General features: G+C 72.6%; 18 protein-coding genes. 7 read left to right on the forward strand and 11 right to left on the reverse strand.

Features of this window, described 5'->3' with window-relative positions; translation table 11 throughout:
• Window positions 1-23: 23 nt before the first annotated feature.
• On the reverse strand, window positions 24-2,456 hold the full coding sequence (locus Gocc_RS13080; protein WP_114797013.1) for a sensor domain-containing diguanylate cyclase: 2,433 nt from the start codon (window positions 2,454-2,456) through the stop codon (window positions 24-26).
• A gap of 75 nt (window positions 2,457-2,531) precedes the next feature.
• Here Gocc_RS13080 and Gocc_RS13085 point away from each other — a divergent pair, with 75 nt between their 5' ends.
• Window positions 2,532-3,275 (forward strand): ABC transporter ATP-binding protein, encoded by a 744-nt coding sequence (locus Gocc_RS13085; protein ID WP_114797014.1) that lies wholly within the window; start codon window positions 2,532-2,534, stop codon window positions 3,273-3,275.
• The gene (locus Gocc_RS13090) at window positions 3,272-5,827 is read left to right on the forward strand and encodes an ABC transporter permease (RefSeq protein ID WP_114797015.1); all 2,556 of its coding nucleotides are present in this window, start codon (window positions 3,272-3,274) and stop codon (window positions 5,825-5,827) included. Before Gocc_RS13085 ends, Gocc_RS13090 begins: the two co-directional genes overlap by 4 nt.
• A 30-nt stretch (window positions 5,828-5,857) precedes the next feature.
• Here the strand turns inward: Gocc_RS13090 and Gocc_RS13095 are convergent, their stop codons facing one another.
• Complete coding sequence (locus Gocc_RS13095; protein ID WP_114797016.1) at window positions 5,858-7,291, reverse strand: malic enzyme-like NAD(P)-binding protein; 1,434 nt, start codon at window positions 7,289-7,291, stop codon at window positions 5,858-5,860.
• Window positions 7,288-8,484 carry a CaiB/BaiF CoA transferase family protein gene (locus Gocc_RS13100; RefSeq protein ID WP_220150621.1) on the reverse strand — a complete coding sequence of 399 codons (1,197 nt, stop codon included), beginning with the start codon at window positions 8,482-8,484 and terminating at the stop codon, window positions 7,288-7,290. Before Gocc_RS13100 ends, Gocc_RS13095 begins: the two co-directional genes overlap by 4 nt.
• Window positions 8,485-8,569: 85 nt before the next feature.
• Here Gocc_RS13100 and Gocc_RS13105 point away from each other — a divergent pair, with 85 nt between their 5' ends.
• The 4 genes from Gocc_RS13105 (at window position 8,570) to Gocc_RS13120 (ending at window position 14,381) form a co-directional block, all read left to right on the forward strand.
• Window positions 8,570-9,196 carry a DedA family protein gene (locus tag Gocc_RS13105; protein ID WP_114797018.1) on the forward strand — a complete coding sequence of 209 codons (627 nt, stop codon included), beginning with the start codon at window positions 8,570-8,572 and terminating at the stop codon, window positions 9,194-9,196.
• Window positions 9,197-9,276: 80 nt separating this feature from the next.
• Window positions 9,277-11,181, forward strand: coding sequence for a thioredoxin domain-containing protein (locus tag Gocc_RS13110; protein ID WP_114797019.1), 1,905 nt, complete (start codon window positions 9,277-9,279; stop codon window positions 11,179-11,181).
• A gap of 48 nt (window positions 11,182-11,229) precedes the next feature.
• A complete protein-coding gene (locus tag Gocc_RS13115) occupies window positions 11,230-13,023 on the forward strand; it encodes a M3 family oligoendopeptidase (protein WP_114797020.1) in 1,794 nt (597 codons plus the stop codon).
• Window positions 13,024-13,145: 122 nt separating this feature from the next.
• Complete coding sequence (locus Gocc_RS13120; RefSeq protein WP_114797021.1) at window positions 13,146-14,381, forward strand: ABC transporter substrate-binding protein; 1,236 nt, start codon at window positions 13,146-13,148, stop codon at window positions 14,379-14,381.
• Between the two features lie 65 nt (window positions 14,382-14,446).
• On the opposite strand, the gene Gocc_RS13125 is transcribed toward Gocc_RS13120, so the two are convergent.
• The 4 genes from Gocc_RS13125 to Gocc_RS13140 all read right to left on the reverse strand — a co-directional run bounded on the left by Gocc_RS13125 (window position 14,447) and on the right by Gocc_RS13140 (window position 16,973).
• The gene (locus Gocc_RS13125; protein WP_114797022.1) at window positions 14,447-14,647 is read right to left on the reverse strand and encodes a hypothetical protein; all 201 of its coding nucleotides are present in this window, start codon (window positions 14,645-14,647) and stop codon (window positions 14,447-14,449) included.
• Between the two features lie 93 nt (window positions 14,648-14,740).
• Window positions 14,741-15,037 (reverse strand): hypothetical protein, encoded by a 297-nt coding sequence (locus tag Gocc_RS13130; protein WP_114797023.1) that lies wholly within the window; start codon window positions 15,035-15,037, stop codon window positions 14,741-14,743.
• Window positions 15,034-15,954, reverse strand: coding sequence for a phosphotransferase family protein (locus tag Gocc_RS13135; protein WP_114797024.1), 921 nt, complete (start codon window positions 15,952-15,954; stop codon window positions 15,034-15,036). The genes Gocc_RS13130 and Gocc_RS13135 overlap by 4 nt, the downstream gene beginning before the upstream one ends.
• On the reverse strand, window positions 15,951-16,973 hold the full coding sequence (locus Gocc_RS13140) for an LLM class F420-dependent oxidoreductase (RefSeq protein ID WP_114797025.1): 1,023 nt from the start codon (window positions 16,971-16,973) through the stop codon (window positions 15,951-15,953). Before Gocc_RS13140 ends, Gocc_RS13135 begins: the two co-directional genes overlap by 4 nt.
• Before the next feature lie 18 nt (window positions 16,974-16,991).
• Here Gocc_RS13140 and Gocc_RS13145 point away from each other — a divergent pair, with 18 nt between their 5' ends.
• A complete protein-coding gene (locus tag Gocc_RS13145) occupies window positions 16,992-18,197 on the forward strand; it encodes an acyl-CoA dehydrogenase family protein (RefSeq protein ID WP_114797026.1) in 1,206 nt (401 codons plus the stop codon).
• 19 nt (window positions 18,198-18,216) lie between these two features.
• Here Gocc_RS13145 and Gocc_RS13150 read toward each other — a convergent pair whose 3' ends face one another.
• Genes Gocc_RS13150 through Gocc_RS13165 form a run of 4 tightly spaced genes read right to left on the reverse strand, consistent with a single transcriptional unit; the run spans window position 18,217 to window position 21,183 of the window.
• Window positions 18,217-18,792: a DedA family protein gene (locus tag Gocc_RS13150; RefSeq protein WP_181813669.1), complete on the reverse strand. Its 576-nt coding sequence runs from the start codon at window positions 18,790-18,792 to the stop codon at window positions 18,217-18,219.
• The gene (locus Gocc_RS13155; protein WP_220150622.1) at window positions 18,789-19,481 is read right to left on the reverse strand and encodes an SDR family NAD(P)-dependent oxidoreductase; all 693 of its coding nucleotides are present in this window, start codon (window positions 19,479-19,481) and stop codon (window positions 18,789-18,791) included. Before Gocc_RS13155 ends, Gocc_RS13150 begins: the two co-directional genes overlap by 4 nt.
• Entirely contained in the window at window positions 19,478-20,404 is a 927-nt protein-coding gene (locus Gocc_RS13160; protein WP_181813670.1) for a quinone oxidoreductase family protein, read from the reverse strand. Before Gocc_RS13160 ends, Gocc_RS13155 begins: the two co-directional genes overlap by 4 nt.
• Window positions 20,401-21,183, reverse strand: a complete 783-nt coding sequence (locus tag Gocc_RS13165) for an enoyl-CoA hydratase-related protein (RefSeq protein WP_114797029.1) — start codon at window positions 21,181-21,183, stop codon at window positions 20,401-20,403. The genes Gocc_RS13160 and Gocc_RS13165 overlap by 4 nt, the downstream gene beginning before the upstream one ends.
• Window positions 21,184-21,186 lie beyond the last annotated feature (3 nt).

Here is a 21,186-nt window from a genome sequence, read left to right on the forward strand (position 1 = left end):
GTGGGCGGAAGCGTGGCATGCCGTCAGGTCTCGACCGTCGCAACGCCGCTGTGAGGCGGACTCGGGGCTCCACAGCCGGCGGGCCGAGCGACCCGGGGGCTCGGGGATGCGAGCGCGTAGCCCTGTGCCGCCCAGAAGCCGAGCTCGGCCACGGTCGTGAGGTCGTCCTCGGTCTCGACCCCCTCCGCGATGACCTGAGCGCCGGTCTCTGCCGCGAGCAGCCGGAGCCCGGCGAGGAGCCGCCTCCGCGCCGGCGAGGCGCCGGCGCCCTGCACGTAGACGATGTCGATCTTCGCGTAGTCGAAGTCGAAGCGACCGAGCAGCTCGAGGTCGGCGGGCCCGGCACCGAGGTCGTCGACGGCGATCCCGAATCCCGCCTCGCGGCAGGCGCGCAGCGCGTAGGCGAGAGCTCCCGAGTCGGGAACACGGTGCTGCTCGGTGACCTCCAGCACTGCTCGGTGGGCGTCGATGCCGGCGCTCTCGAGTGCGGCGACGACGCTCTCGACCGAGAACGCGGGCGATTCGAGCACGGCGGGCGAGATGTTGAGGAAAAGGGTGGCGTCCTCCGGCAGGTCGCGCGCGCCGCCGGCGGCGACCGAGGTGCAGAGCCGTTCCAGCTCGACCGAGAGACCGAGCGCGTGGGCGGCGCGGAAGAGCATCGGGGTCGGTACCTCGCCCGCCGCAGGGTCGAGCCGGCAGAGCGCCTCGTACCCCACGATGCGGGAGGTCGGCAGCTCGACGATCGGCTGGTAGGCGGCGACGAGGCTGCCCTCGGCGAGCACGCGTCCGAGATCGACCCCGAAGCGCTCGCCGGGCGCCGTCTCACCCGCCCCCAGGCGGGAGACGGCGACGGCGTTCCTGCCACCGGCCTTCGTCTCGTACAGCGCCCTGTCGGCGAGGCGGATGAGGGTCTCGGCGGCGCTGGCGTGGGCGGGGAAGGCGCTGATGCCCGCGCTGATCGAGACGCGCATGTCCTGGATGCCGAACGAGGTGCGCGCGGCCGCAAGGCGCAGGCGGTCGGCGAGAATCGCGGCCGCTGCCGCCGGCGTCTCGGGCAGGACGAGCGCGAACTCGTCACCGCCGATCCTGAAGGCGTGGTCGCCCTCCCGCAGCCCGGCGGCGAGGATGCCGGCGATCCGCCGCAGCACGCTGTCGCCGGTCTGGTGACCCCAGCCGTCGTTGATCTCCTTCAGGTTGTCGAGGTCGACGAGCACGACGCTGAGCGGGTGCCCGTAGCGCCGTGCCCGTGCGAGCTCGCGCTCGAGCTCCTCCTCGAAGGCACGGCGGTTGCCGATGTCGGTGAGCGGGTCGCGACGGGAGGCGTCGACGGCGCGGCGGTAGAGAAGGGCGTTGTCGATCGCGGCGCCCGCGTGGGCGGCAAGCGCGCGGACGAGCTCCCGCTCTTCGGGCTCGTAGCGGCGGCAGGACGCCACCTCGCCGCAGACGAGCACGCCCTCGAGCTCCCCGCGGGATCCGACCGGCACGGCGATGCAGCTGTTCAGCCCGAGCAGGCGGGCGAGCTCGGCGCCCGAGTCGTCGCCGCCGTCGGCGACGAGCGGCTCGCGTACGGCGAGGAGCAGCTCGCGGAGGGCATCACCGCCGACGTCGGGCCCGGACGGCGCCGGCACGGCGCCGGTGTCCTCCGCCGGGCTCGCGAACACCCGGGAGATCTTCTCCGCGCGCGGCTCGAGCTGGAAGAGAAGCGCGACCTCCGCCCCGAGAGCGTTCCTTGCCTCGGCGACGAGCGTCTGCAGCAGATCGCCTTCCTCGAGATGCTTCCCGAGCGACATCGCCGCCCGCTCGAGCGCCTCGGCGGCCCGGCGGCTGCGGCGCTGCCGGTCGAGATGCCGGGCGGACTCGAGGATCAGCGCGGCCTGGAAGGAGAACGCCTCGACGAGGCGGCACTCCGCCGACGAGAAGGGACGCACCGTCATGCGGTCGACCACGAACGCGCCGACGACGCTCCCGGCGGTGCTCAGGGGAACGCAGATCGCGGAGCGGATACCGAACGACTCCATCCATTCGGCGCCGAAGTAGTCGTCCGGCGTCTCGTCGCAGGCGACGGCGGCGCCGCGCCGGATCGCCTCGTGGAGGAACGGAGCCGCGGCCGAGAACTCGAGGAACATCCTCCACATCTCCGCGTCCTCGCGCCCGTCGGCGAACTGCGACATCACGGGGACGAACACGTCGTCGTCCTCCCTGAGCCAGATCGAGCAGCGGTCGGCGTCGCACGTCTGCGCCGCGACCCGCGCGAGCGTGACGAGCGTCCGCGTCAGCGACGCCTCCCGCGCCGCCACCTCGAGCACGGCGACGAGACCCTCCGCCGCCCGCGCCGACAGCGCGCCCGGACGGCCCTGCCCGTCGCCGTGCCGGTGATCTCCGGCTTGCGCCTCGCCGCTCATCTTGTCCCTATCGGCCGGCCCGGCCTCCAGGTTGAGCCGGCGGCAGAACGGCATCGCCTGCGGGCTCGCACCGGCTAGGGTCTCGGGACAGCCGGTTGCGGTCGGCGCGCCGGGCGGCAAGGAGGTTCGATGGTGGACGGAAACCGCTTCGCGGTCGTCGTCGCCCGCGATCTGACGAGGCGATTCGGAGAGGGCGACAGCGCCGTCGACGCGCTACGCGGCGTCTCGGTGGAGATCGAGCACGGCAAGCTGACCGCGGTGATGGGACCGTCGGGCTCCGGCAAGTCGACGCTGATGCACATCCTCGCCGGACTCGACAAGGCGACCTCGGGCAACGTCACGATCGCGGGCACCGAGATCACGAGCCTCGGCGACGACGACCTCACGAAGCTGCGTCGCGAGCACATCGGCTTCGTCTTCCAGTTCTTCAACCTGCTGCCGATGCTCGACGCCGAGGAGAACCTCGTCCTGCCGCTCACGATCGCGGGCGAGAAGCCCGACCGTGAATGGCTGCGCGAGCTGATCGCGCGCGTCGGCCTCGGAGATCGCCTCAGGCACCGTCCCGCCGAGCTTTCCGGCGGCCAGCAGCAGCGCGTCGCGATCGCCCGCGCGCTCGTGTCGCGGCCGACGGTCGTGTTCGCCGACGAGCCGACCGGGAACCTCGACTCGACGACGTCGCACGAGATCCTCGAGCTGCTTCGCTCCTCGGTCGACGACTTCGGCCAGACGACGGTGATGGTGACGCACGACGCGCGCGCCGCCGCGATGGCCGACCGCGTGCTGTTCCTCGCCGACGGCCGCATCGTGCGCGAGATGCCTCGCTCGGCCGCGCACGAGATCCTGCTCGCGATGGAGGAGCTCGACGGCCGGTGATCCGCTTGGCCCTCAAGGGGCTGGCCGGCCGCAAGCTGCGCACGTCGCTGACGGCGGTCGCGATCGTGCTCGGCGTCGCCATGGTGAGCGGCACCTACGTGCTCACCGACTCGATCTCGAAGGCGTTCGACGCCATCTTCAGCGAGGTCTACCGCGGCACGGACGCGACGATCACGCCGAAGTCCGCCTTCGACGTGCAGGGCGGCTCCGGGTCGGTGGAGGCGCCGTTCGACGAGTCGCTGCTCGAGCGCGTGAAGGCGCTCCCCGACGTCGCCGCCGCGATCGGCGGTGTCGCCGGCGAGGCGCAGCTGATCGGCGCGGACGGCAAGGCGATCGTCTTCGGCGGCGCCCCCAACCTCGGCTTCTCCGTCGACCCCGGCAAGCCGGAGTTCAACTCGCTGACCCTCGAGGACGGAACGTGGCCGCAGGCGGGCGAGGTCGTCGTCGACGTCGCCACGGCATCGAAGAAGCATCTCGCCGTCGGCCGCCGGATCCGCGTGCAGGCAGAGGGGCCTGCGCAGACGCTGCGCATCTCCGGGCTCGTCAGGTTCGGCTCGGTGTCGACGATCGGCGGCGCGACGCTCGCCGGCTTCGACCTTGCCACCGCGCAGCGGCTGTTTCGCAAGACCGGCAAGCTCGACCAGATCCGGGTGGCGGCGAAGGACGGCATCTCGCCCGCGCGGCTCATCGCCGAGATCCGGGCGATCCTCCCTGCCGGCACCGAGGTGCGCAGCGGTGACGCGCAGGCGCGGGAGGACGCCAGGGGAACGAACGACTTCATCTCGTTCCTGCAGAAGTTCCTGCTCGCCTTCGGCGGCATCGCCCTCTTCGTCGGCTCGTTCGTGATCGCGAACTCGCTGTCGATCACGATCGCCCAGCGCATGCGCGAGTTCGCCACGCTGCGGACGCTCGGCGCCTCGCGGCGCCAGGTGCTCGGCTCGATCGTGCTCGAGGCGCTCGTCGTGGGCGTGCTCGCGTCCGTCGCCGGCCTCTTTCTCGGCCTCGGGCTCGCGCGGCTGCTGTTCAGGCTCTTCGACGCGGTCGGGTTCACGCTTCCCAACAGCGGGCTCGTCTTCCAGAGCCGCACGGCAGTCGCAGCCCTGCTCGTGGGCGTCGTGGTGACGCTGCTCGCGAGCCTGCGTCCGGCGCTGCGCGCGACGCGGGTGCCGCCGATCGCGGCCGTGCGCGAGGGCGCCACCCTGCCCGCCGGTCGCTTCGCCCGCTTCCGCACGCTCGGGGCGACGCTGCTCACGGCGGCGGGCTTCGCCGCGCTCGTGTGGGGGCTGTTCGGCCCCGGCCTCGGGACGACCGAGGTGCTCGTGTCCATGGGCTTCGGGACACTGCTCATCTTCTTCGGCGTCGCGATGCTGTCCGCCCGCTTCGTCCCGGGGCTTTCGGGCCTGATCGGCTGGCCCGCGGCGAGGATCGGCAGCGCGGCGGGCCTGCTCGCACGCGACAACGCGCGGCGGAACCCGCAGCGCACGGCGTCGACCGCGGCCGCGCTGATGATCGGGCTCGCGCTCGTGACGCTGGTCGCCACGCTCGCCGCCGGCATCACCCACACCTTCCGCAGCTCCGTCAACGACATCTTCAGCGCCGACTACGCGATCACGGCCCAGAACAACTTCTCCCCGATCCCCACCGCGGCGGCGCAGGCCGCGTCGCGCGCGCCGGGCGTGACGGCCGTCGGCAGCGTCCGCACGGGCGAGGCGCAGGCGTTCGGGAAGACGATCACGGCGACCGCTGTCGATCCGGGCGCCAGGGACGTCCTCTCGCTCACGTGGAAGGAGGGCTCGCAGCAGGTGCTCGCCTCGCTCGGCGACGACGGGGCCTTCGTCGACGACGGCTACGCCGACGCGCACGATCTCACGATCGGCTCGCGGGTGCCGCTCACGTTCGTCACCGGCGTGCGCAGGACGTTCACGGTGAGGGGCGTCTTCGAGCCGCCGACGGGGGGCTCCCCGTTCGGCCCCGTGACCATCTCGGCCGCCGCCTGGGACGCCCGCAACCCGCAACCCAAGAACCTGTACACGTTCGTGAAGACCTCCGGCGGCGAGAGCGACGCGAACGCCGCCGCGCTCGCGCTGGCGCTGAAGCCGTTCCCGAACGCGAAAGCGCAGACGCGCGAGGCGTTCATCGACAACCAGATCTCCGGCCTCGGCGCGGTGCTCAACATCCTCTACGTGCTGCTCGCGCTGTCGGTGCTCGTGAGCCTGTTCGGCATCGTCAACACGCTCGTCCTCAGCGTCTTCGAGCGCACGCGCGAGATCGGCATGCTGCGTGCCGTCGGGATGACGCGGCGCCAGGTGCGCCGCATGATCCGCCACGAGAGCGTGATCACCGCGCTCATCGGCGGGGTGACCGGAATCGCGCTCGGCCTCGTGCTCGCGGCGCTCCTGATCGCGCGCATCGATTTCATCGCGTTCTCGTTCCCGGCCGGCCAGGTCGTGATCTTCGCGCTCGCCGCGATCGCCGTCGGCATCCTCGCCGCGATCTTCCCGGCCCGCCGGGCGGCAAAGCTGAACCCGCTCGAGGCGCTGCACTACGAGTAGCGTGCGTCCGGCTGCGCCGAACGCCCGACCCTAGGCGCTCTTCGCGGCCTGCGGCCGCGAAGAGCGCCTGGCGACGCCGTCGCGCTCGGCCGCGTCGGCGACCGCCGCGGCGACCGCGGGCGCCACGTCCCGGTTGAACACGCTCGGGATCACGTATTCGGGACCGAGCTCGTCCTCTGCGATCACCGCGGAGATGGCATGTCCCGCCGCCACCTTCATCCCCTCGGTGATCGTGCTCGCGCGCACGTCGAGCGCGCCGCGGAAGACGCCCGGGAACGCCAGCACGTTGTTGATCTGGTTCGGGTAGTCGGAGCGCCCGGTGGCGACGACGGCGACCTTGCCGGGCGGCAGCCCCTCCGGGGCGATCTCGGGCGTCGGATTGGCCATCGCGAACACGATCGCGCCGTCCGCCATGCGCTCGATCCCCGCGCGCGAGACGGCGCCCGGCACCGACAGGCCGAGATAGACGTCGGCGCCGGCGAGCACCTCGTCGGCCGTGCCCCTCTCCCCGTCCGGGTTGGTGCGCTCGGCGTAGGAGGCCTTCACCTCGTTCAGCCCCGGACGGCCGCGGTAGATGGCGCCCTCGTGGTCGCAGCCGACGACGGCGCGAACGCCCGCGTTGAGGAGGATGTCGGTGACGGCGACGCCGGCTGCCCCGACGCCGGTCGTCACGACCTTGATCTCCTCGATCGACTTGCCGACGACGCGGAGGGCGTTGAGCAGCGCCGCGAGCACGACGATGGCCGTGCCGTGCTGGTCGTCGTGGAAGACGGGGATGTCGAGCTCGGCCCGCAGCCGCCGCTCGATCTCGAAGCAGCGCGGTGCCGAGATGTCCTCGAGGTTGATGCCGCCGAAGCCGGGCGCGATCGCCCGCACGGCGGACACGATCTCGTCGACGTCCTTGCTGGCGAGGCAGAGCGGCCACGCGTCGACGCCGCCGAACTCCTTGAACAGAAGGGCTTTCCCCTCCATCACCGGCATCGCGGCCTCGGGGCCGATGTCGCCGAGGCCGAGCACCGCGGTGCCGTCGGAGACGACGGCGACGGTGTTCTGCTTGATCGTGAGGTTCCACGCCGAGTCGCGGTCGGCCGCGATCGCCTGGCAGATGCGCGCCACGCCCGGCGTGTACGCCATCGACAGGTCGTCCCGCGTCTTCACGGGCACCTTCGAGCGCATCTCGATCTTGCCGCCGAGGTGCATGAGGAACGTGCGGTCGGAGACGCGCTCGACCTCGACGCCGTCGACCGCGCGCACGGCCTCGACGATCCGCTCGAGGTGCTCGCTGTCCGACGCGTCGACCGTGACGTCCCGCACCTTCGTCGAGGTCTCGACGCGGACGAGGTCGATGGCGCCGAGCGAGCCGCCCGCCTCGCCGATCGCCTTCGCGAGCCGTGCGAACGATCCCGGCGCGTCCGCGAGGCGGACGCGGATCGTTGCGCTGAACGAGGCGGACAGATGGCTCATCGGTTGATCACTCCTTCCGCGGCCAGGGCCGCGATCTCGTCGTCGTTGAAACCCGCTTCGGCGAGCACCTCGACGGTGTGCTCGCCGACTGCGGGAGGTGCGCTCCGGTGCACGGCGCGCTCGCCGTCGAACGACAGCGGGAGCGCGGGAAGGCGCAGGTCGGGGATCGTCGCGTGCGGGAGCGGCTGCAGGAACCCGAGCGCCTCGGTCTGCGGAGCGTGTGCCACGTCCGCGACGTCGGCAACGGGCGCGGCCGGCACGCCGGCGGCGGTGAGGCGCGCGTGCCACTCTGCGCTGTCGGCGCTGCGCAGCCGCGCCTCGAGCAGCTCCGCCAGCTCGTCACGGTGCTCGACCCGCAGCGGATTCGTGCGAAACCGCGGGTCGCCCACGAGCTCCGGCATGCCGACCGCCTCGCAGAGGGCGGCGAAGAGTCGGTCGTTGCCGCCCGCGATCATGAGCGCGCCGTCTCGCGTCGGGAACACCTGGTAGGGCGCGACCATCGGGAACCGGGTTCCCTGGCCGTGCGGCACGGTGCCGTCGGCGAGGTAGCCGGCGAGGTGGTAGCCGATGTAGCCGAGAGCCGTCTCGTAGAGCGAGACGTCGACGACCGAGCCCGCGCCCGTCCGCTCGCGCTCGAGCAGCGCCGCGAGCACGCCGAGCGCCGCCCACGTCCCCGTGCCCTGGTCGATCAGCGACGAGCCGACGCGCACCCCGGGCCGTCCCGGCTCGCCGGTGATCGAGATGAGTCCGCCGGCGGCCTGCATGAGCGCGTCGTAGCCGGGCTCGCGGCTCAGCGGCCCGACGCGGCCGTAGGCGCCGACCGAGCAGTAGACGAGGCGCGGGTTGCGCGCGCGGACGGCGTCGACCCCCAGGCCGAGCTCCCCGGCGAGGCCGGGGCGGAGGCTCTGGAGGAAGACGTCGGCGCCGTCGGCGAGCCGCAGCAGCGTCTCGCGCCCGCGCGGGTCGCGCAGCGACAGCGCGAGCGAGCGCTTGCCGGCGTTCGCGGACAGGAACATCGTGCTCTCGCCGTGCCAGAACGGCGGCCCCCAGGCACGGCCGTCGTCGCCGGTGTCGGGGCGCTCGACCTTGATCACGTCCGCGCCGAGCGCGGCGAGGATCTGGGCGCAGTAGGGGCCCGCGATCGACGTCGTCACGTCGAGCACGCGAACGCCATGCAGCGGATGGTGCGGCACGCAGCCATCATCGCCGTTCGCGTCCGCCCGCTGCTGCACCATGCGGCCGTCGCGGACGGCCTGTCTGCGAGGATGGGGCGCAGGCATGACGGTGCTCGCGCTCTTCGAACAGTTCACGCAGTGGGTGTCCGGCGCCTGGTGGAGCTACCCGGCCGTCTTCGGCGTCGCCATGCTCGACGCGTTCTTCCCGGTCGTCCCGAGCGAGACGCTCGCGATCACGGGCGGCGTGCTCGCAGCATCCGGCGACCTCGACGTCCTCCTCGTGATCGCCGCCGCGACGACGGGGGCGATCGTCGGCGACAACATCTCCTACTTCCTCGGCTCGTGGCTCGGAGAGCACACCGTCAAGCGGGTCTTCCGCGGCGAGAAGTCGCGCAGGGGCTTCGAGTGGGCCGAACGCCAGCTCGAGGAGCGCGGCACGTACCTGATCGTCGTCGCGCGGTTCATCCCGGGCGGCAGGACGGCGGTGACGTTCTCGTCCGGCTACGTCCACGCCTTCCCGTGGCGCCGCTTCATCGTCGCCGACGTGATCGCCGGCCTCGTCTGGGGCAACTACACGGTGCTGCTCGGGTACGTCGGCGGCAGGCAGTTCGAGGCCCAGCCGTGGAAGGGGCTGCTGCTCGCGTTCGTCGTCGCCGTCGGGCTCGCCGCCGCGATCGAGATCTTCCGCCACGTGCGCGCCAGGCGCGCCGCGACGAGGGCCTCGGAGTAGGGCCGCCGCTGCGACCGTCGTCGAGAACGCGCTCGCGCCCTGCGGCGCGCGGAGATGGGCGGGCGACGTACCGTGTGAGCGTGAACCGCCTCGCCGCAGAGACCAGCCCGTACCTGCTCCAGCACGCGGACAACCCGGTCGACTGGTACCCGTGGGGGGACGAGGCGCTCGAGCGCGCGCGGACGGAGGACCGGCCGATCCTGCTCTCCGTCGGCTACAGCGCCTGTCACTGGTGCCACGTGATGGCCCACGAGTCGTTCGAGAGCCCGGCCACCGCCGCGCTGATGAACGAGCATTTCGTCAACGTGAAGGTCGACCGCGAGGAGCGCCCGGACGTCGACGCGCTCTACATGGACGCGACGGTGGCGATGACGGGCCAGGGCGGATGGCCGATGACGGTGTTCCTGACCCCGGCCGGGGAGCCGTTCTACGCGGGCACGTACTTCCCGCCGGAGCCGCGGCACGGGATGCCGTCCTTCCCGCAGCTTCTGCTCGCGGTGGCGCAGGCGTGGAAGGAGCGCCGCGACGACATCCAACGGCAGGCGCGCACGCTGGTCGACGCGATCGGCAGCGCCTCGCGCGTACAGCCGTCGCGCGAGCCTCTCACCTCCGCCGTGCTCGCGGACGCCGAGCGCGGCATCGCGCGCACCTTCGAGCCCGCCTACGGCGGCTTCGGCCGCGCTCCCAAGTTCCCGCCTGCATCGACGCTCGAGTTCCTGCTGCGGCGCGGCGGGACGGAGGCGATCGCCATGGTGGCCGCGACGCTCGACGGGATGGCCGCGGGGGGCATGTACGACGTCGTCGGCGGCGGCTTCCACCGCTATTCGGTCGACGACCGCTGGCTCGTGCCGCACTTCGAGAAGATGCTCTACGACAACGCCCTGCTCGCATCGACGTACCTTCACGCCTGGGCCGTGACCGGAAACGGGCGCTACCGGCAGGTGGTCGAGGAGACCGTCGACTACATGCTGCGCGAGCTGCGGCTCGCCGACGGCGGCCTCGCCTCGGCCCAGGACGCGGACACCAACGGCGTCGAGGGGCTCACGTTCACGTGGACCGAGGAGGACGGGGTAGCGGCGGAGCTGCTGCACCCGTTCGAGCACGGGCGCTCGATCATCCGCGGCACGCTCGACCCCGAGCTCCGCGCTCGGCTGCTGGAGGAGCGCTCGCGCAGGCCGCAACCAGCGCTCGACGACAAGGTGCTCGCCTCGTGGAACGGTCTCGCGCTGGCCGCGCTCGCCGAGGCGGCACGGCGCCTCGAGCGCGAAGACTGGCTCGCCGCCGCCCGCGAGGTGGGAGCGTTCCTGCTCGGGCCGCTGTCGCGCGAGGACGGGCGCCTGTCGCGTGCATGGCGCGCGGGCAGGGTCGGCGGCGAGGGCTTCCTCGACGACTACGCGAACGCGGCGCACGGCCTGCTCGAGCTCCACGTGGCGACCGGCGAGGCGCGCTGGCTGCACGAGGCGCGCCGGCTGGCGCTGCTCGCGGTGGAGCTCCACCGCGACGACGAGCACGGCGGCTTCTTCCTGGCGGCGAAGGGAGGGCATGAGCTCGTCGCCCGCACGAAGAGCCTCGACGACAATCCGATTCCGTCCGGCAACTCCATGCTCGCGCACGTGCTGCTGCGGCTCGGCCGCATCTGGGGCGACGACGACCTCGAACGGCACGCGGTCGGCGTCCTCCGGCTCGTCGAGCCCGCCCTCCGCCGTGCGCCGGGAGCGTTCGGCTGGGCGCTGTGCGCGCTCGACCTGTGGCTTGCGCCGCCGCGGGAGATCGCGATCGCCGGTCCGGTCGGCAGCCCCGTCGCGCGGGCCGCGCTCGAGCCGTTCGCGCCCAACGCCGTCGTCGCGGTGGGGCCGGCCGAAGGCGTCCCCCTGCTCGCGGGGAAGGATCTCGTCGACGGCCGCGCGGCCGTGTACGTGTGCGAGCGCTTCGTCTGCCGTGCCCCTGTGACGGACGCGGGCGACGTGTCCGTCGCGCAGGCGTGACGGAGCCCCCGGTTCTCACCCCGGTCGCCTGCCGATAGTCTGCCGCGCATGGTAACCACCGAGCTGACGGGGGCGGAAGAGGTCGCCTGGGACCTCTCCGACCTCTACGAGAGCCCCGACGATCCCGCGCTCGAGGCCGACGTCGCGGATGCGGAGGGCTCCGCCGCCGCCTTCCGCGAGCGCTATCGCGGCACCGTCGCCTCGCTCGACGCCGCAGGTCTCGCCGAGGCGGTCGCCGAGCGAGAGCGCATCGAGTCCGCCGTCGACCGGGCGCTCACCTACGCGCACCTCAACTTCGCCACCAACATGGGCGACCCCGCCCGCGGCGCGCTGGTTGCGCGGCTGCAGGAGAAGGCCGCCGTCCTCGAGACGCAGCTGCTCTTCTTCGGCCTCGAGTGGGCCGCGCTCGACGACGACGCGGCCGACGCCCTGCTCGCCGATCCGGCTCTCGACCACTGGCGCCACTTCCTGCGCTCGCTGCGCAAGTACCGGCCGCACCTCCTCAGCGAGCCGGAGGAGCGGATCCTCACCGAGAAGACGGTCTCCGGCTCCTCGGCCTGGGCGCGGCTGTACGAGGAGCTGCTCGGCTCCCTGCGCGTCGACCTCGACGGCGAGGAGGTTTCGCTCGAGACGGCCATGGCGCGCCTCTACTCGGCCGAGCGGGACGTGCGCCGGACGGCGGCCGAGGCCGTCACCGGCGCGCTCGAGCCCGGCCTGCGCACCCGCACCTACGTGCTCAACACGATCCTGCTCGACAAGTCGATCGACGACCGGCTGCGCGGCTACGCCACCTGGATCAGCGCGCGCAACCTGGCCAACGAGACCACCGACGACGCCGTGCAGGCGCTCGTGGACGCGACCACCGCGCGCTACGACGTGCCGCAGCGCTACTACCGCCTCAAGGCGCGGCTGCTCGGCCTCGACCGGCTCGCGCACTACGACCGCATGGCGCCGGTGGCCGAGACCACCGCGAAGCTCGCCTGGGACGAGGCGCGCGCCGTCGTCGTCGGCGCCTACGCCGACTTCTCCGCGGAGGCGGGCGAGATCGTCGACGGCTTCTTCGCGAGGCGCTGGATCGACGCCCCGGTCAGGGCGGACAAGCGCACGGGCGCCTTCTGCGCCACCACCGTGCCGGGCGTGCATCCCTACGTCCTGCTGAACTACACGGGCGACCGCCGCGCAGTGCTCACGCTCGCGCACGAGCTCGGCCACGGCCTCCACGGCGTGATGGCGCAACCGCTCGGACTCTTCAACGCCTCGACGCCGCTCACGACGGCGGAGACCGCCTCGGTGTTCGGCGAGGCGCTCACGTTCAAGCGGCTGCTCGCCGCCGAGGACGACCCGCGTCGCAAGCTCGACCTGCTCACCGGGCGCATCGAGGACGCGATCGCCACCGTGTTCCGTCAGATCGCCATGAACCGCTTCGAGCATGCCGTGCATACGGAGCGGCGCACCCAGGGGGAGATCTCCTCGGAGCGCTTCGCCGAGCTCTGGCTCGAATGCCAGACGGAGCTCTTCGGCGACTCGGTCGACACGACCGGCTACGGAAGCTGGTGGAGCTACGTGAACCACTTCGCGGCCGTGCCGGGCTACGTCTACGCGTACGCGTACGGGTACCTGTTCGCGCTCTCCATCTTCCGCGCCTACGAGCGCGAAGGGGACGCGCTCGTCGAGCCGTATCTGCAGCTCTTGCGGGCCGGCGGATCGAAGGCGCCCGAGGAGCTCGCGCGGATCGTCGGCCTCGACCTCACGGACGCGGCGATCTGGGCCTCGGGCATCGACGCGCTCGCCGACGAGCTCGACGAGGCCGAGCGCCTGGCCGCCGAGATCGGCCTCGGCTGAGCGTACGGCCGTGAGGCCGGGCTGCGCGGGGCGGTCCCAACTATCGCGATCTCCTGGCGTCCATGTGAACGGGCGGTTAGGGTCGCCCTATCAGGCTGTTCACTCTGGCTGAAGGAGTGTCAATGCGTAGGGTCTTGCTCATCGTGCTCGCGCTCGTCGCGGCGCTCGGGATTACTGCATCGACCGCCACCGGGGAGACGGGGGTCACCCCGAAGACGATCACGATCGGCGGTACCTTCCCCCTCACGGGGCCGGCATCCGGCTATGCCCCGATTCCGGCCGCCATGACGGCGTACTTCTCGTACATCAACGCACGCAAGGGGCCGGACGGGAAGCGCGGCGTCAACGGCCGCCAGATCGTCTTCAAGGTCTACGACGACGGCTACAACCCGGCGAACACCGTTCAGCTCACGCGCAAGCTCGTCGAGCAGGACAAGGTCTTCGCCGTCGTCGGGGCGCTCGGAACCGAGCACAACCTCGCCATCCGGCCGTACCTGAACCAGAAGAAGGTGCCCCAGCTGCTCAACGCCTCCGGCGCCTCCACCTGGGGCCGGGACTGGAAGCAGTACCCGTGGACGACGGGCTGGCAGCCGAACTACGAGCTCGAAGGCTCGATCTACGGCCAGGCGATCGCGCGCAACAGCCCGAACGCGAAGATCGCCGTCCTCTACCAGAACGACGACTACGGCCAGGACTACCTGCGCGGGCTCGAGAAGGGCCTGGGCGCGAAGGCCGCCAACATCGCCGGCAAGGAGTCGTACGAGGTCACGGCGGCGGATGTGAAGTCGCAGATCGCGAAGCTGAAGGCGACGGGCGCGTCGGTGTTCGTGATCCTCGCGACGCCGAAGTTCACGATCCAGTCGTACGTGATCGCGAAGGCGCTCGGCTGGAACCCGCCCGTGATCTACACGAACTCGGTCTCGGGCACCGCCACGTTCCTCACGCTCGCGCAGAAGGCGGGGGCCGGCACCCTCGTGAACAACACGTTCACGGTGCAGTACGCCAAGGACCCGGCGAACCCCAAGTGGAACAGCGACGCCGGCATGAAGCTGTACCGCGACGTGATGGCGAAGTACTACCCCAAGGGGTCGGACCCGGCCGTGCAGGCGAACGCCCTCAACCTGTACGGCGTCGCCGTCGCGCACGCGTTCGTGCAGCTCCTGACGAAGGCGGGGCCGAACCCGACGCGGGCGTCGCTGATGGCGGCGTTCCGCAACTGGAACGAGGCGAACCCGTTCCTGCTGCCGGGCAACAGGCAGAAGACGGGGCCGACGAACCAGTTCCCGATCCGCTGCGTGCAGGTCGCGAGGTTCAGCGACGGGACGTTCAATCCCGTCTCGCGTCTCAAGTGCTCGTAGGGCCGGGCGGGCGACGGTAGCGAGGGAGGGGGCCGGCGGCGCCGGCCCCCTCCCGATTTCCCGCCTCAGTCGCGGCGCGCGCGGTAGCGCTCCCGGTCGCCTTCCATCGTCGTCATCCGCATGCCCCGGTGGGCGAGGTCGCTCGCGTCCACGTTCACGGCGCGGACGATCCACCCGTCCCCGACGTCGAGCACGTTGACACACGCCGGCGCCTGCTCGAGCTGGCCGAGAGCCGGTCGCCCCTGATCTCCTGCAGCTCGGGCCACTCCTCGACCGTCCGGCCGGGCGCGACGATCGCCGCGGTCTCGGTCGTGCGCGACCGCGCCGTGGCGCATGAGGTAGACGCGACGCCGCACCGGTCAGTAGCGCTCGAGGTACCGGGGGCTCGCGACACGGAGCTTCGCCTCGACCTCCGCCTTCAGGGCCGCGAGGTCGCCGTCGCGCACGTCGCCGGCACGGATGCGCCGCGCGAGCTCCCAGTCGTGCTCGCCCGGCGGCGGCGCTGCCTCGCGCTCGACGATCGAGAGCGCGTTCATGGCGACGAGCGTGCGGAACCGGAGCCGCTGGTCGTCGAGCACGGGCAGGATCTCCGCCTCGAGGAACTCGCGCACGGCCGTCGCCAGCTCGGCCGCCGACGGGCGGTCGTGCGCGCTCATGCAGCCCTCTCGATCAGGTGCAGCAGCTCGTACTCCATCTCCGCCGCGAGCCGCCCGAGGATCGCGAGCTCGACGTTGCGCTCCTCGCCGCGCAGGTGCCGGCGCGCCTGCGTGAGCGCGCCGATCGCCCACTTGCAGTTGCCGAGCACCTCCCACACGTAGAGCTCCTGCACGGGCACCTCGCGGCCGCTGAGCTCGGCGTAGCGCTGCAGGAACGGCTCCACGTCGCCGATGCCGCCGAGGCGCCGCTCGTCGGCGCCGAAGCGCCAGGCACGGACGAGCGGCCAGGCGAGGTCTTCCGCCGCGTCCGACACGTGCGCGAACTCCCAGTCGAGCACGGCGACGAGGCCGTGCTCGTCCACCATCAGGTTGCCGATGCGGAAGTCGCCGTGCACGACGACGGGCGGACGCAGGAGCGGCAAACGCTCCCGGCACCACACGAGCCCGAGCTCGATCGCCGGGTGAGGCTCGTCGAGCGTGTCGAGCTCCGCATGCAGTCGCTGCCAGAGATCGGCGCGGGGCAGGGCGGGCAGCCGTTCGAGCGGGATGGCGTGGATCTTCGCGAGCTCCTCCGCCATCTGCACGTCGAGCCCCGGCGGCGGGGCCTTGACGATGCGCCGCCCGATCGTCTCGCCGCGCACCCGCTCCATCACGAACGCCTCGCGCCCGTCGAGGTCGCCGAGGTACGCGAGCGGCTCGGGCACGCGCACGCCGGCCTCGCGCGCCGCCACGAGCACGTCGTACTCGTCGCGCAGCGACAGCGTGTCGAGGTGGATGACGCCGCCGCCGGCGCGGCGGACGAGCAGCTCCCGCCCGTCCGCGACGTCGACGGCCCACGCCTCCTTCGAGGCGCCGCCCGCGAGCTTCACCGCGCGCGTGACGGCGGCGCCGAGCGCCTGCCCGAGCGCCTCCTTCACTGCGTCAGCTCGGCCAGCAGCCGCAGCGCCTCGGGCTGGCGGGCCTGCAGGACGAGTGTCGTCACCCCCGCCGCGCGCCACACGTCGAGGCGGTCGCCGATGCGCTCGCGGCCGCCGACGAGCGCGATCTCGTCGACGAGCGCATCCGGCACCGCCGCCGCCGCCTCGCCCTTCTTCCCCGCGAGGTACAGCTCCTGGATCGTCGCCGCCTCCGCCTCGAAGCCGTAGCGCTGCGCGAGCCGCGTGTAGAAGTTCTGGCCGCGCGCACCCATGCCGCCGACGTAGAGCGCGATCATCGGCTTGAGGAAGTCGCGGCACGTCTGGACGTCGTCGGCGACGACGACGGGAACGAGCGGAGCGAGATCCCAGCCGTCGGGCCTGCCTCCGCGCGCCGCGAACCCCTCCTCGAGCGCGGGCAGGTGGACGTCCGCGAAACGCTCCGGCGAGAAGAAGATCGGGAGCCAGCCGTCGGCGATCTCGGCGGCGAGCGCGACGTTCCTGGGGCCGATCGCCGCCAGGTAGATCGGCACGTCCGCTCGCAGCGGGTGCACGATGATCTTCAGCGGCCTGCCGAGGCCGGTCGCATCGGCGCCGCTGTAGGGCACGTCGTAGTGGGCGCCGTGGTGCTCGACCGGCGCGTCGCGGCGGAGGATGGCGCGCACGATCTCCACGTACTCGCGCGTGCGGGCGAGCGGCTTCCCCCACGGCTGCCCGTGCCACCCCTCCGCCACCTGCGGGCCCGAGGTGCCGAGGCCGAGGAGGACGCGACCGCCCGAGAGGATGTCCAGCGTCGCCACGGTCGAGGCAGTGGCCGCCGGTGTGCGCGCCGGCATCTGCATGATCGCGCTGCCGACGTTGATGCGCTCGGTCGTCGCCGCGATCCATGCCATCGGCGTGACCGCGTCCGTCCCGTATGCCTCCGACGTCCACACCGAGTGGAAGCCGAGCCGGTCGGCCTCCTGGGCGAGCGCGACGGCGGCGCTCGGGTCGTCGTAGCCGAGTTGCAAACCGAGGCGCACGCGACGATCCTACTCTCGATGAGCGCCGCCCTCTTCCCGCCTGCGTACCTCGAGCGGCGCTCGCACTACCGGGCGTTCATGGAGAAACACGTGATCCCGAGCGAGCGGGCACTCGAGCGCGAGGACGACGCGGCGCTCGAGCTCGTCGCCGCGCTGCAGGAGAAGGCGCGGACGACGGGACTGTGGGCGCCTCACATGCCGCCCGAAGCCGGCGGCACGGGCGACGGCTTCCTCTACTACGCCTGCATGAACGAGGAGATCGGCCGCTCGTTCTGGGCGCAGCTCGTCTTCGGCTGCCAGGCGCCGGACGCCGGCAACGCCGAGATCCTGCACCTGTACGGCACGCCGGAGCAGAAGGAGCGCTTCCTCGAGCCCCTCGTCGCCGGAAGGGTGCGCTCGTTCTTCTCCATGACCGAGCCCGACGTCGCGGGCTCCGACCCGACCACCCTGCGCACACGCGCGGTACGGGACGGCGACGAGTGGGTGATCGACGGCCACAAGTGGTTCTCGAGCGGCGCCGACGGTGCGGCGTTCGCGATCGTGTTCGCGATCACCGACCCGGAGGCGGAGAGCCACCGGCGCGGGAGCATGATCATCGTGCCCGTCGACACGCCGGGCGTCGACATCGTCGGGCCCATCAGCGTCATGGGGCACAGCGGGCGCGCGTGGAACACCCACTGCGAGGTGCGCTACACGGGGGTGCGCACGCCCGTCGCGAACACGCTCGGCGAGCGCGGCGACGCGTTCCGGATCGCGCAGAAACGGCTCGGGCCCGGGCGCATCCACCACGTCATGCGCTGGCTCGGCCAGATGCAGCGCGCGTTCGACCTCATGTGCTCCTACGCGCTCGAGCGCGAGGCCTTCGGTGGCCCGCTCGCGGACAAGCAGACCGTGCAGAACTGGATCGCCGACTCGGCGGCACAGATCCAGGCGTGCCGGCTGCTGACGATGGACGCCGCGCGCAAGATCGACGACGGCTCCGAGGCGCGGGTCGAGGTGTCGCTGCTCAAGTTCTTCGCCGCGCAGGCGCTCAACGACGTGATCGACCGGGCGATCCAGGTGCACGGGGCGCGGGGCCTGACGGACGCGACGCCTCTCGCGCGGATGGCGATGCACGCGCGCGCCGGCCGTATCTACGACGGGCCCGACGAGGTGCACCGGATGGTGGTGGCGCGGCGGATCCTGAAGGGCTACGCCGCCGGCGACGGCTGGCGCTTCGGCTGACCGTGCCGGCGCCCGCACGCTACGGCCGCGCGCGCCGGCGCCAGAGCACGTAGGCGGGGAGGGCCACGAGCGCGAGCGCGAGCGCGACGGCGCCCGCGAGCTTGAGGTCGCGCGCGATCACGGTGCCGAACCAGTACGCGAGCAGTCCCGTCACGGTCGCCCACACCACGCCGCCGACGAGATTCCAGACGGCGAACGCGCGCCACGGCATGCCGTTGATCCCCGCCACCCAGGCGACGACCACGCGGACGCCGATGACGAAGCGTCCGAGCGCCACCGCCTTGCCGCCGTGGCGCGCGAAGAACGCGTCACCGCGGTCGAGCCACCGCGCCCGGTGGTGGGCGAAGGGCACGCGAGGGCTCTCGAGCAGACGGCGGCCGCCGTAGCGCCCGCCGGCGAACCCGACGTTGTCGCCGGTGACGGCCGCGGTGGCGGCGACCGCGATCACGGCCGCGATCTGCAGGCGCCCGCTCCCGGCGAGCACGCTTGCCGTGATCAGCGCCGTCTCGCCGGGGAGGAGAAGGCCGGCCGACTCCCCGGCGACGAGACCGAACAGGAGCACGTAGGCGACGGCGGGGCTGAGCGACGCGCTCACGAGGCGAGCGGCGGCGGTGCGAGCGATGCGCCGTCCGGCGTGCGCACACCGGGCACGTTCGGGAAACGGAAGTCGACCGGCGGCCGTCCGGGCTGCACCACCCATGCGTGGCCGCTCTCGCCCGACTCGAGCGCGAGCCAGACCGCGTCGGCCACGGCGGCCGCCGGGACGAGCGGGAAGCCGGCGGCGTCGAGCGCCTTGCGGATCGCGCCCGCCACCATCGGGGTGTCGGCGATGCCGGGGCAGACGGCGTTGACCGCTATCCCGCGGGCGGCGAGCGACGGCGCCACGCTGCGCACGAAGCCGACGACGGCGTGCTTGGTCGCCGCGTAGACGGGGTCGTCCGGCATCGCCGTCAGCCCGGCCAGTGACGCCGTGGCGACGATGCGGCCGCCCGCCGGCATGACCCGGGCCAGGCGCCGGACGCCTAGCACGACACCGTCCACGTTCACGCGCAACGCCCGCCGGTAACCCTCGAGCGTGATCTCGGCCGGGTCGGGCGGGCCGCCGAGCACGCCGGCGTTCAGGCATGCGACGTCGACCGGCCCCACGTCGTCCCAGTGAGAAGGCTCCGAGACGTCGAACCCGTGCACGAGATCGAGCACCTCGACGTCCATGCCGGCGGCGCGCAGACGGGCGACCGTCGCCGCCCCGAGACCCGACGCGCCGCCGGTGACGATCGCCTTCACGGGAGCAGCACGACCTTCCCCGTCGAGCGGCGATCGTCGATGAGGCGGTGGGCATCGACCGCCTGCTCGAGCGGGAACGAGGCGCCGACGACCGGAGCGACGAGCTCCGCCTCCCACAGCCGCAGCACGTCCTCCGCCGCGGCGTGCACGAGCTCGGGGCGGAAGCGCATCAGCCGGCCGAGGTAGAAGCCCTGCACGCCGACGTTGCGCCCGACGAGCCGGGCCGGGTCGAGCTGCGGCCACGGCCCGCCGGCGAAGCCGGCGCCGATGACGACGCCGAGCGGTCGCAGCAACCCGACCGAGTCGGCGAACAGCTGCCCGCCGACGGGGTCGAGCACGACGTCGACCGGGTCGATCTCCGTCAGCCGATCGTAGGTGACCGCCTGCACGGCTCCCAGCGAGCGGGGCAGCTCGAGCTTCTCCTCGCTGCCGGCGGTCGCCACCACCTCGGCGCCGAGCGCGCGCGCCGCCTGCACGGCCGCGCTGCCGACGCCTCCGGCTGCGGCGTGCACGAGCACGCGTGTCCCCGGCCGCACGTCGGCCTGGCGCGTGAGCGGGATCCACGCGGTGAGGAAGCAGAGCAGGAACGCGGCCCCCTCCTCGAACGACGCGCCTGCCGGCAGGTCGAACAGCCAGCGTTCGTCCACCGTCGTGCGCTCGGCGTAGCCGCCGCCCGCGCCGGGTGGCAGCAGGCCGATCACCCGGCGCCCGTCGGCCGTCTCGCCTGCCACCTCGACTCCGGGGATCCACGGCAGCGGCGGCGGCTGCGGATACTGCCCGCGGCGGATCAGCGCGTCGGCGTAGTTGATCGCGGCCGCGCGCACCGAGACGGCGACCTCTCCCTCGGCCGGCGCCGGCTCCGGCACGTCGCGCAGGACGAGCACCTCGGGTGCGCCGACCTGCTCGAGGACGATCGCCCTCACCGGCCGCTGAACGTGGGCTCGCGCTTCTCGATGAACGCCGCGACGCCCTCGCGGCCGTCCTCGCTCGCGAGGCAGCGCCGGAAGGCGTCCGCCTCGCGGCGCAGCCCCTCCTCGAGCGGCAGGTCGCGCGTCGATCGCGCCAGCTCGCGCAGCACCGAAACCGCGTGCGGCGAGCGGGCGGCGAACGTCGCGGCCAGGCCGGTCGCGGCGGCGACGACCTCCGCGGCCGGCACGACCTTCTCGACGAGGCCCCACTCGTACGCGGTCGCGGCATCGATGAACTCGCCGCCGAGGTTGAGCAGCATGGCGCGGCCGCAGCCGACCAGACGTGGCAGGCGCTGCGTGCCGCCGCCGCCCGGGATCAGGCCCAGCTTGATCTCCGGCTGTCCGAGCTTCGCGTCGTCGGCGCAGACGCGCACGTCGCAGCACATCGCAAGCTCGAGCCCGCCGCCGAGACAGTAGCCCTGGATCGCCGCGACGAACGGCGTGTGGGCCGCGTCCATCCGGTGCCCGAGCTTCAGCAGCCCGCGCGCCGGCCCGGACTCGCCCGCAGCCTGCTCGCGCAGCGCCGGGAACTCCTTGATGTCGGCACCGGCGACGAACGCCCGCTCGCCGCCTCCTCTCAGCACGATCGCGCGCGTCGCCGGGTCGGTGTCGAGCCGGTCGAGCTCCGCCTCGAGCTCGTCCAGCAGCGCCGACGAGAGCGCGTTCATCGGCGGATTGTCGATCGTGACGACGGCGACGGCGCCGTCCTGCTCGCTGCTGATGAACGTTCCCATCTG

This window comes from Gaiella occulta, from assembly GCF_003351045.1.
Taxonomy (GTDB): Bacteria; Actinomycetota; Thermoleophilia; order Gaiellales; family Gaiellaceae; genus Gaiella; species Gaiella occulta.

Bases quoted from the DNA above. Each gene is read 5' to 3' on its own strand.
- Gocc_RS13080 (WP_114797013.1), bottom strand. From the start codon at position 2,456: ATGCCGTTCTGCCGCCGGCTCAACCTGGAGGCCGGGCCGGCCGATAGG.
- Gocc_RS13120 (WP_114797021.1), top strand. From the start codon at position 13,146: ATGCGTAGGGTCTTGCTCATCGTGCTCGCGCTCGTCGCGGCGCTCGGG.
- Gocc_RS13165 (WP_114797029.1), bottom strand. From the start codon at position 21,183: ATGGGAACGTTCATCAGCAGCGAGCAGGACGGCGCCGTCGCCGTCGTC.
- Gocc_RS13085 (WP_114797014.1), top strand. From the start codon at position 2,532: ATGGTGGACGGAAACCGCTTCGCGGTCGTCGTCGCCCGCGATCTGACG.
- Gocc_RS13095 (WP_114797016.1), bottom strand. From the start codon at position 7,291: ATGAGCCATCTGTCCGCCTCGTTCAGCGCAACGATCCGCGTCCGCCTC.
- Gocc_RS13145 (WP_114797026.1), top strand. From the start codon at position 16,992: ATGAGCGCCGCCCTCTTCCCGCCTGCGTACCTCGAGCGGCGCTCGCAC.
- Gocc_RS13130 (WP_114797023.1), bottom strand. From the start codon at position 15,037: ATGAGCGCGCACGACCGCCCGTCGGCGGCCGAGCTGGCGACGGCCGTG.
- Gocc_RS13105 (WP_114797018.1), top strand. From the start codon at position 8,570: ATGACGGTGCTCGCGCTCTTCGAACAGTTCACGCAGTGGGTGTCCGGC.
- Gocc_RS13115 (WP_114797020.1), top strand. From the start codon at position 11,230: ATGGTAACCACCGAGCTGACGGGGGCGGAAGAGGTCGCCTGGGACCTC.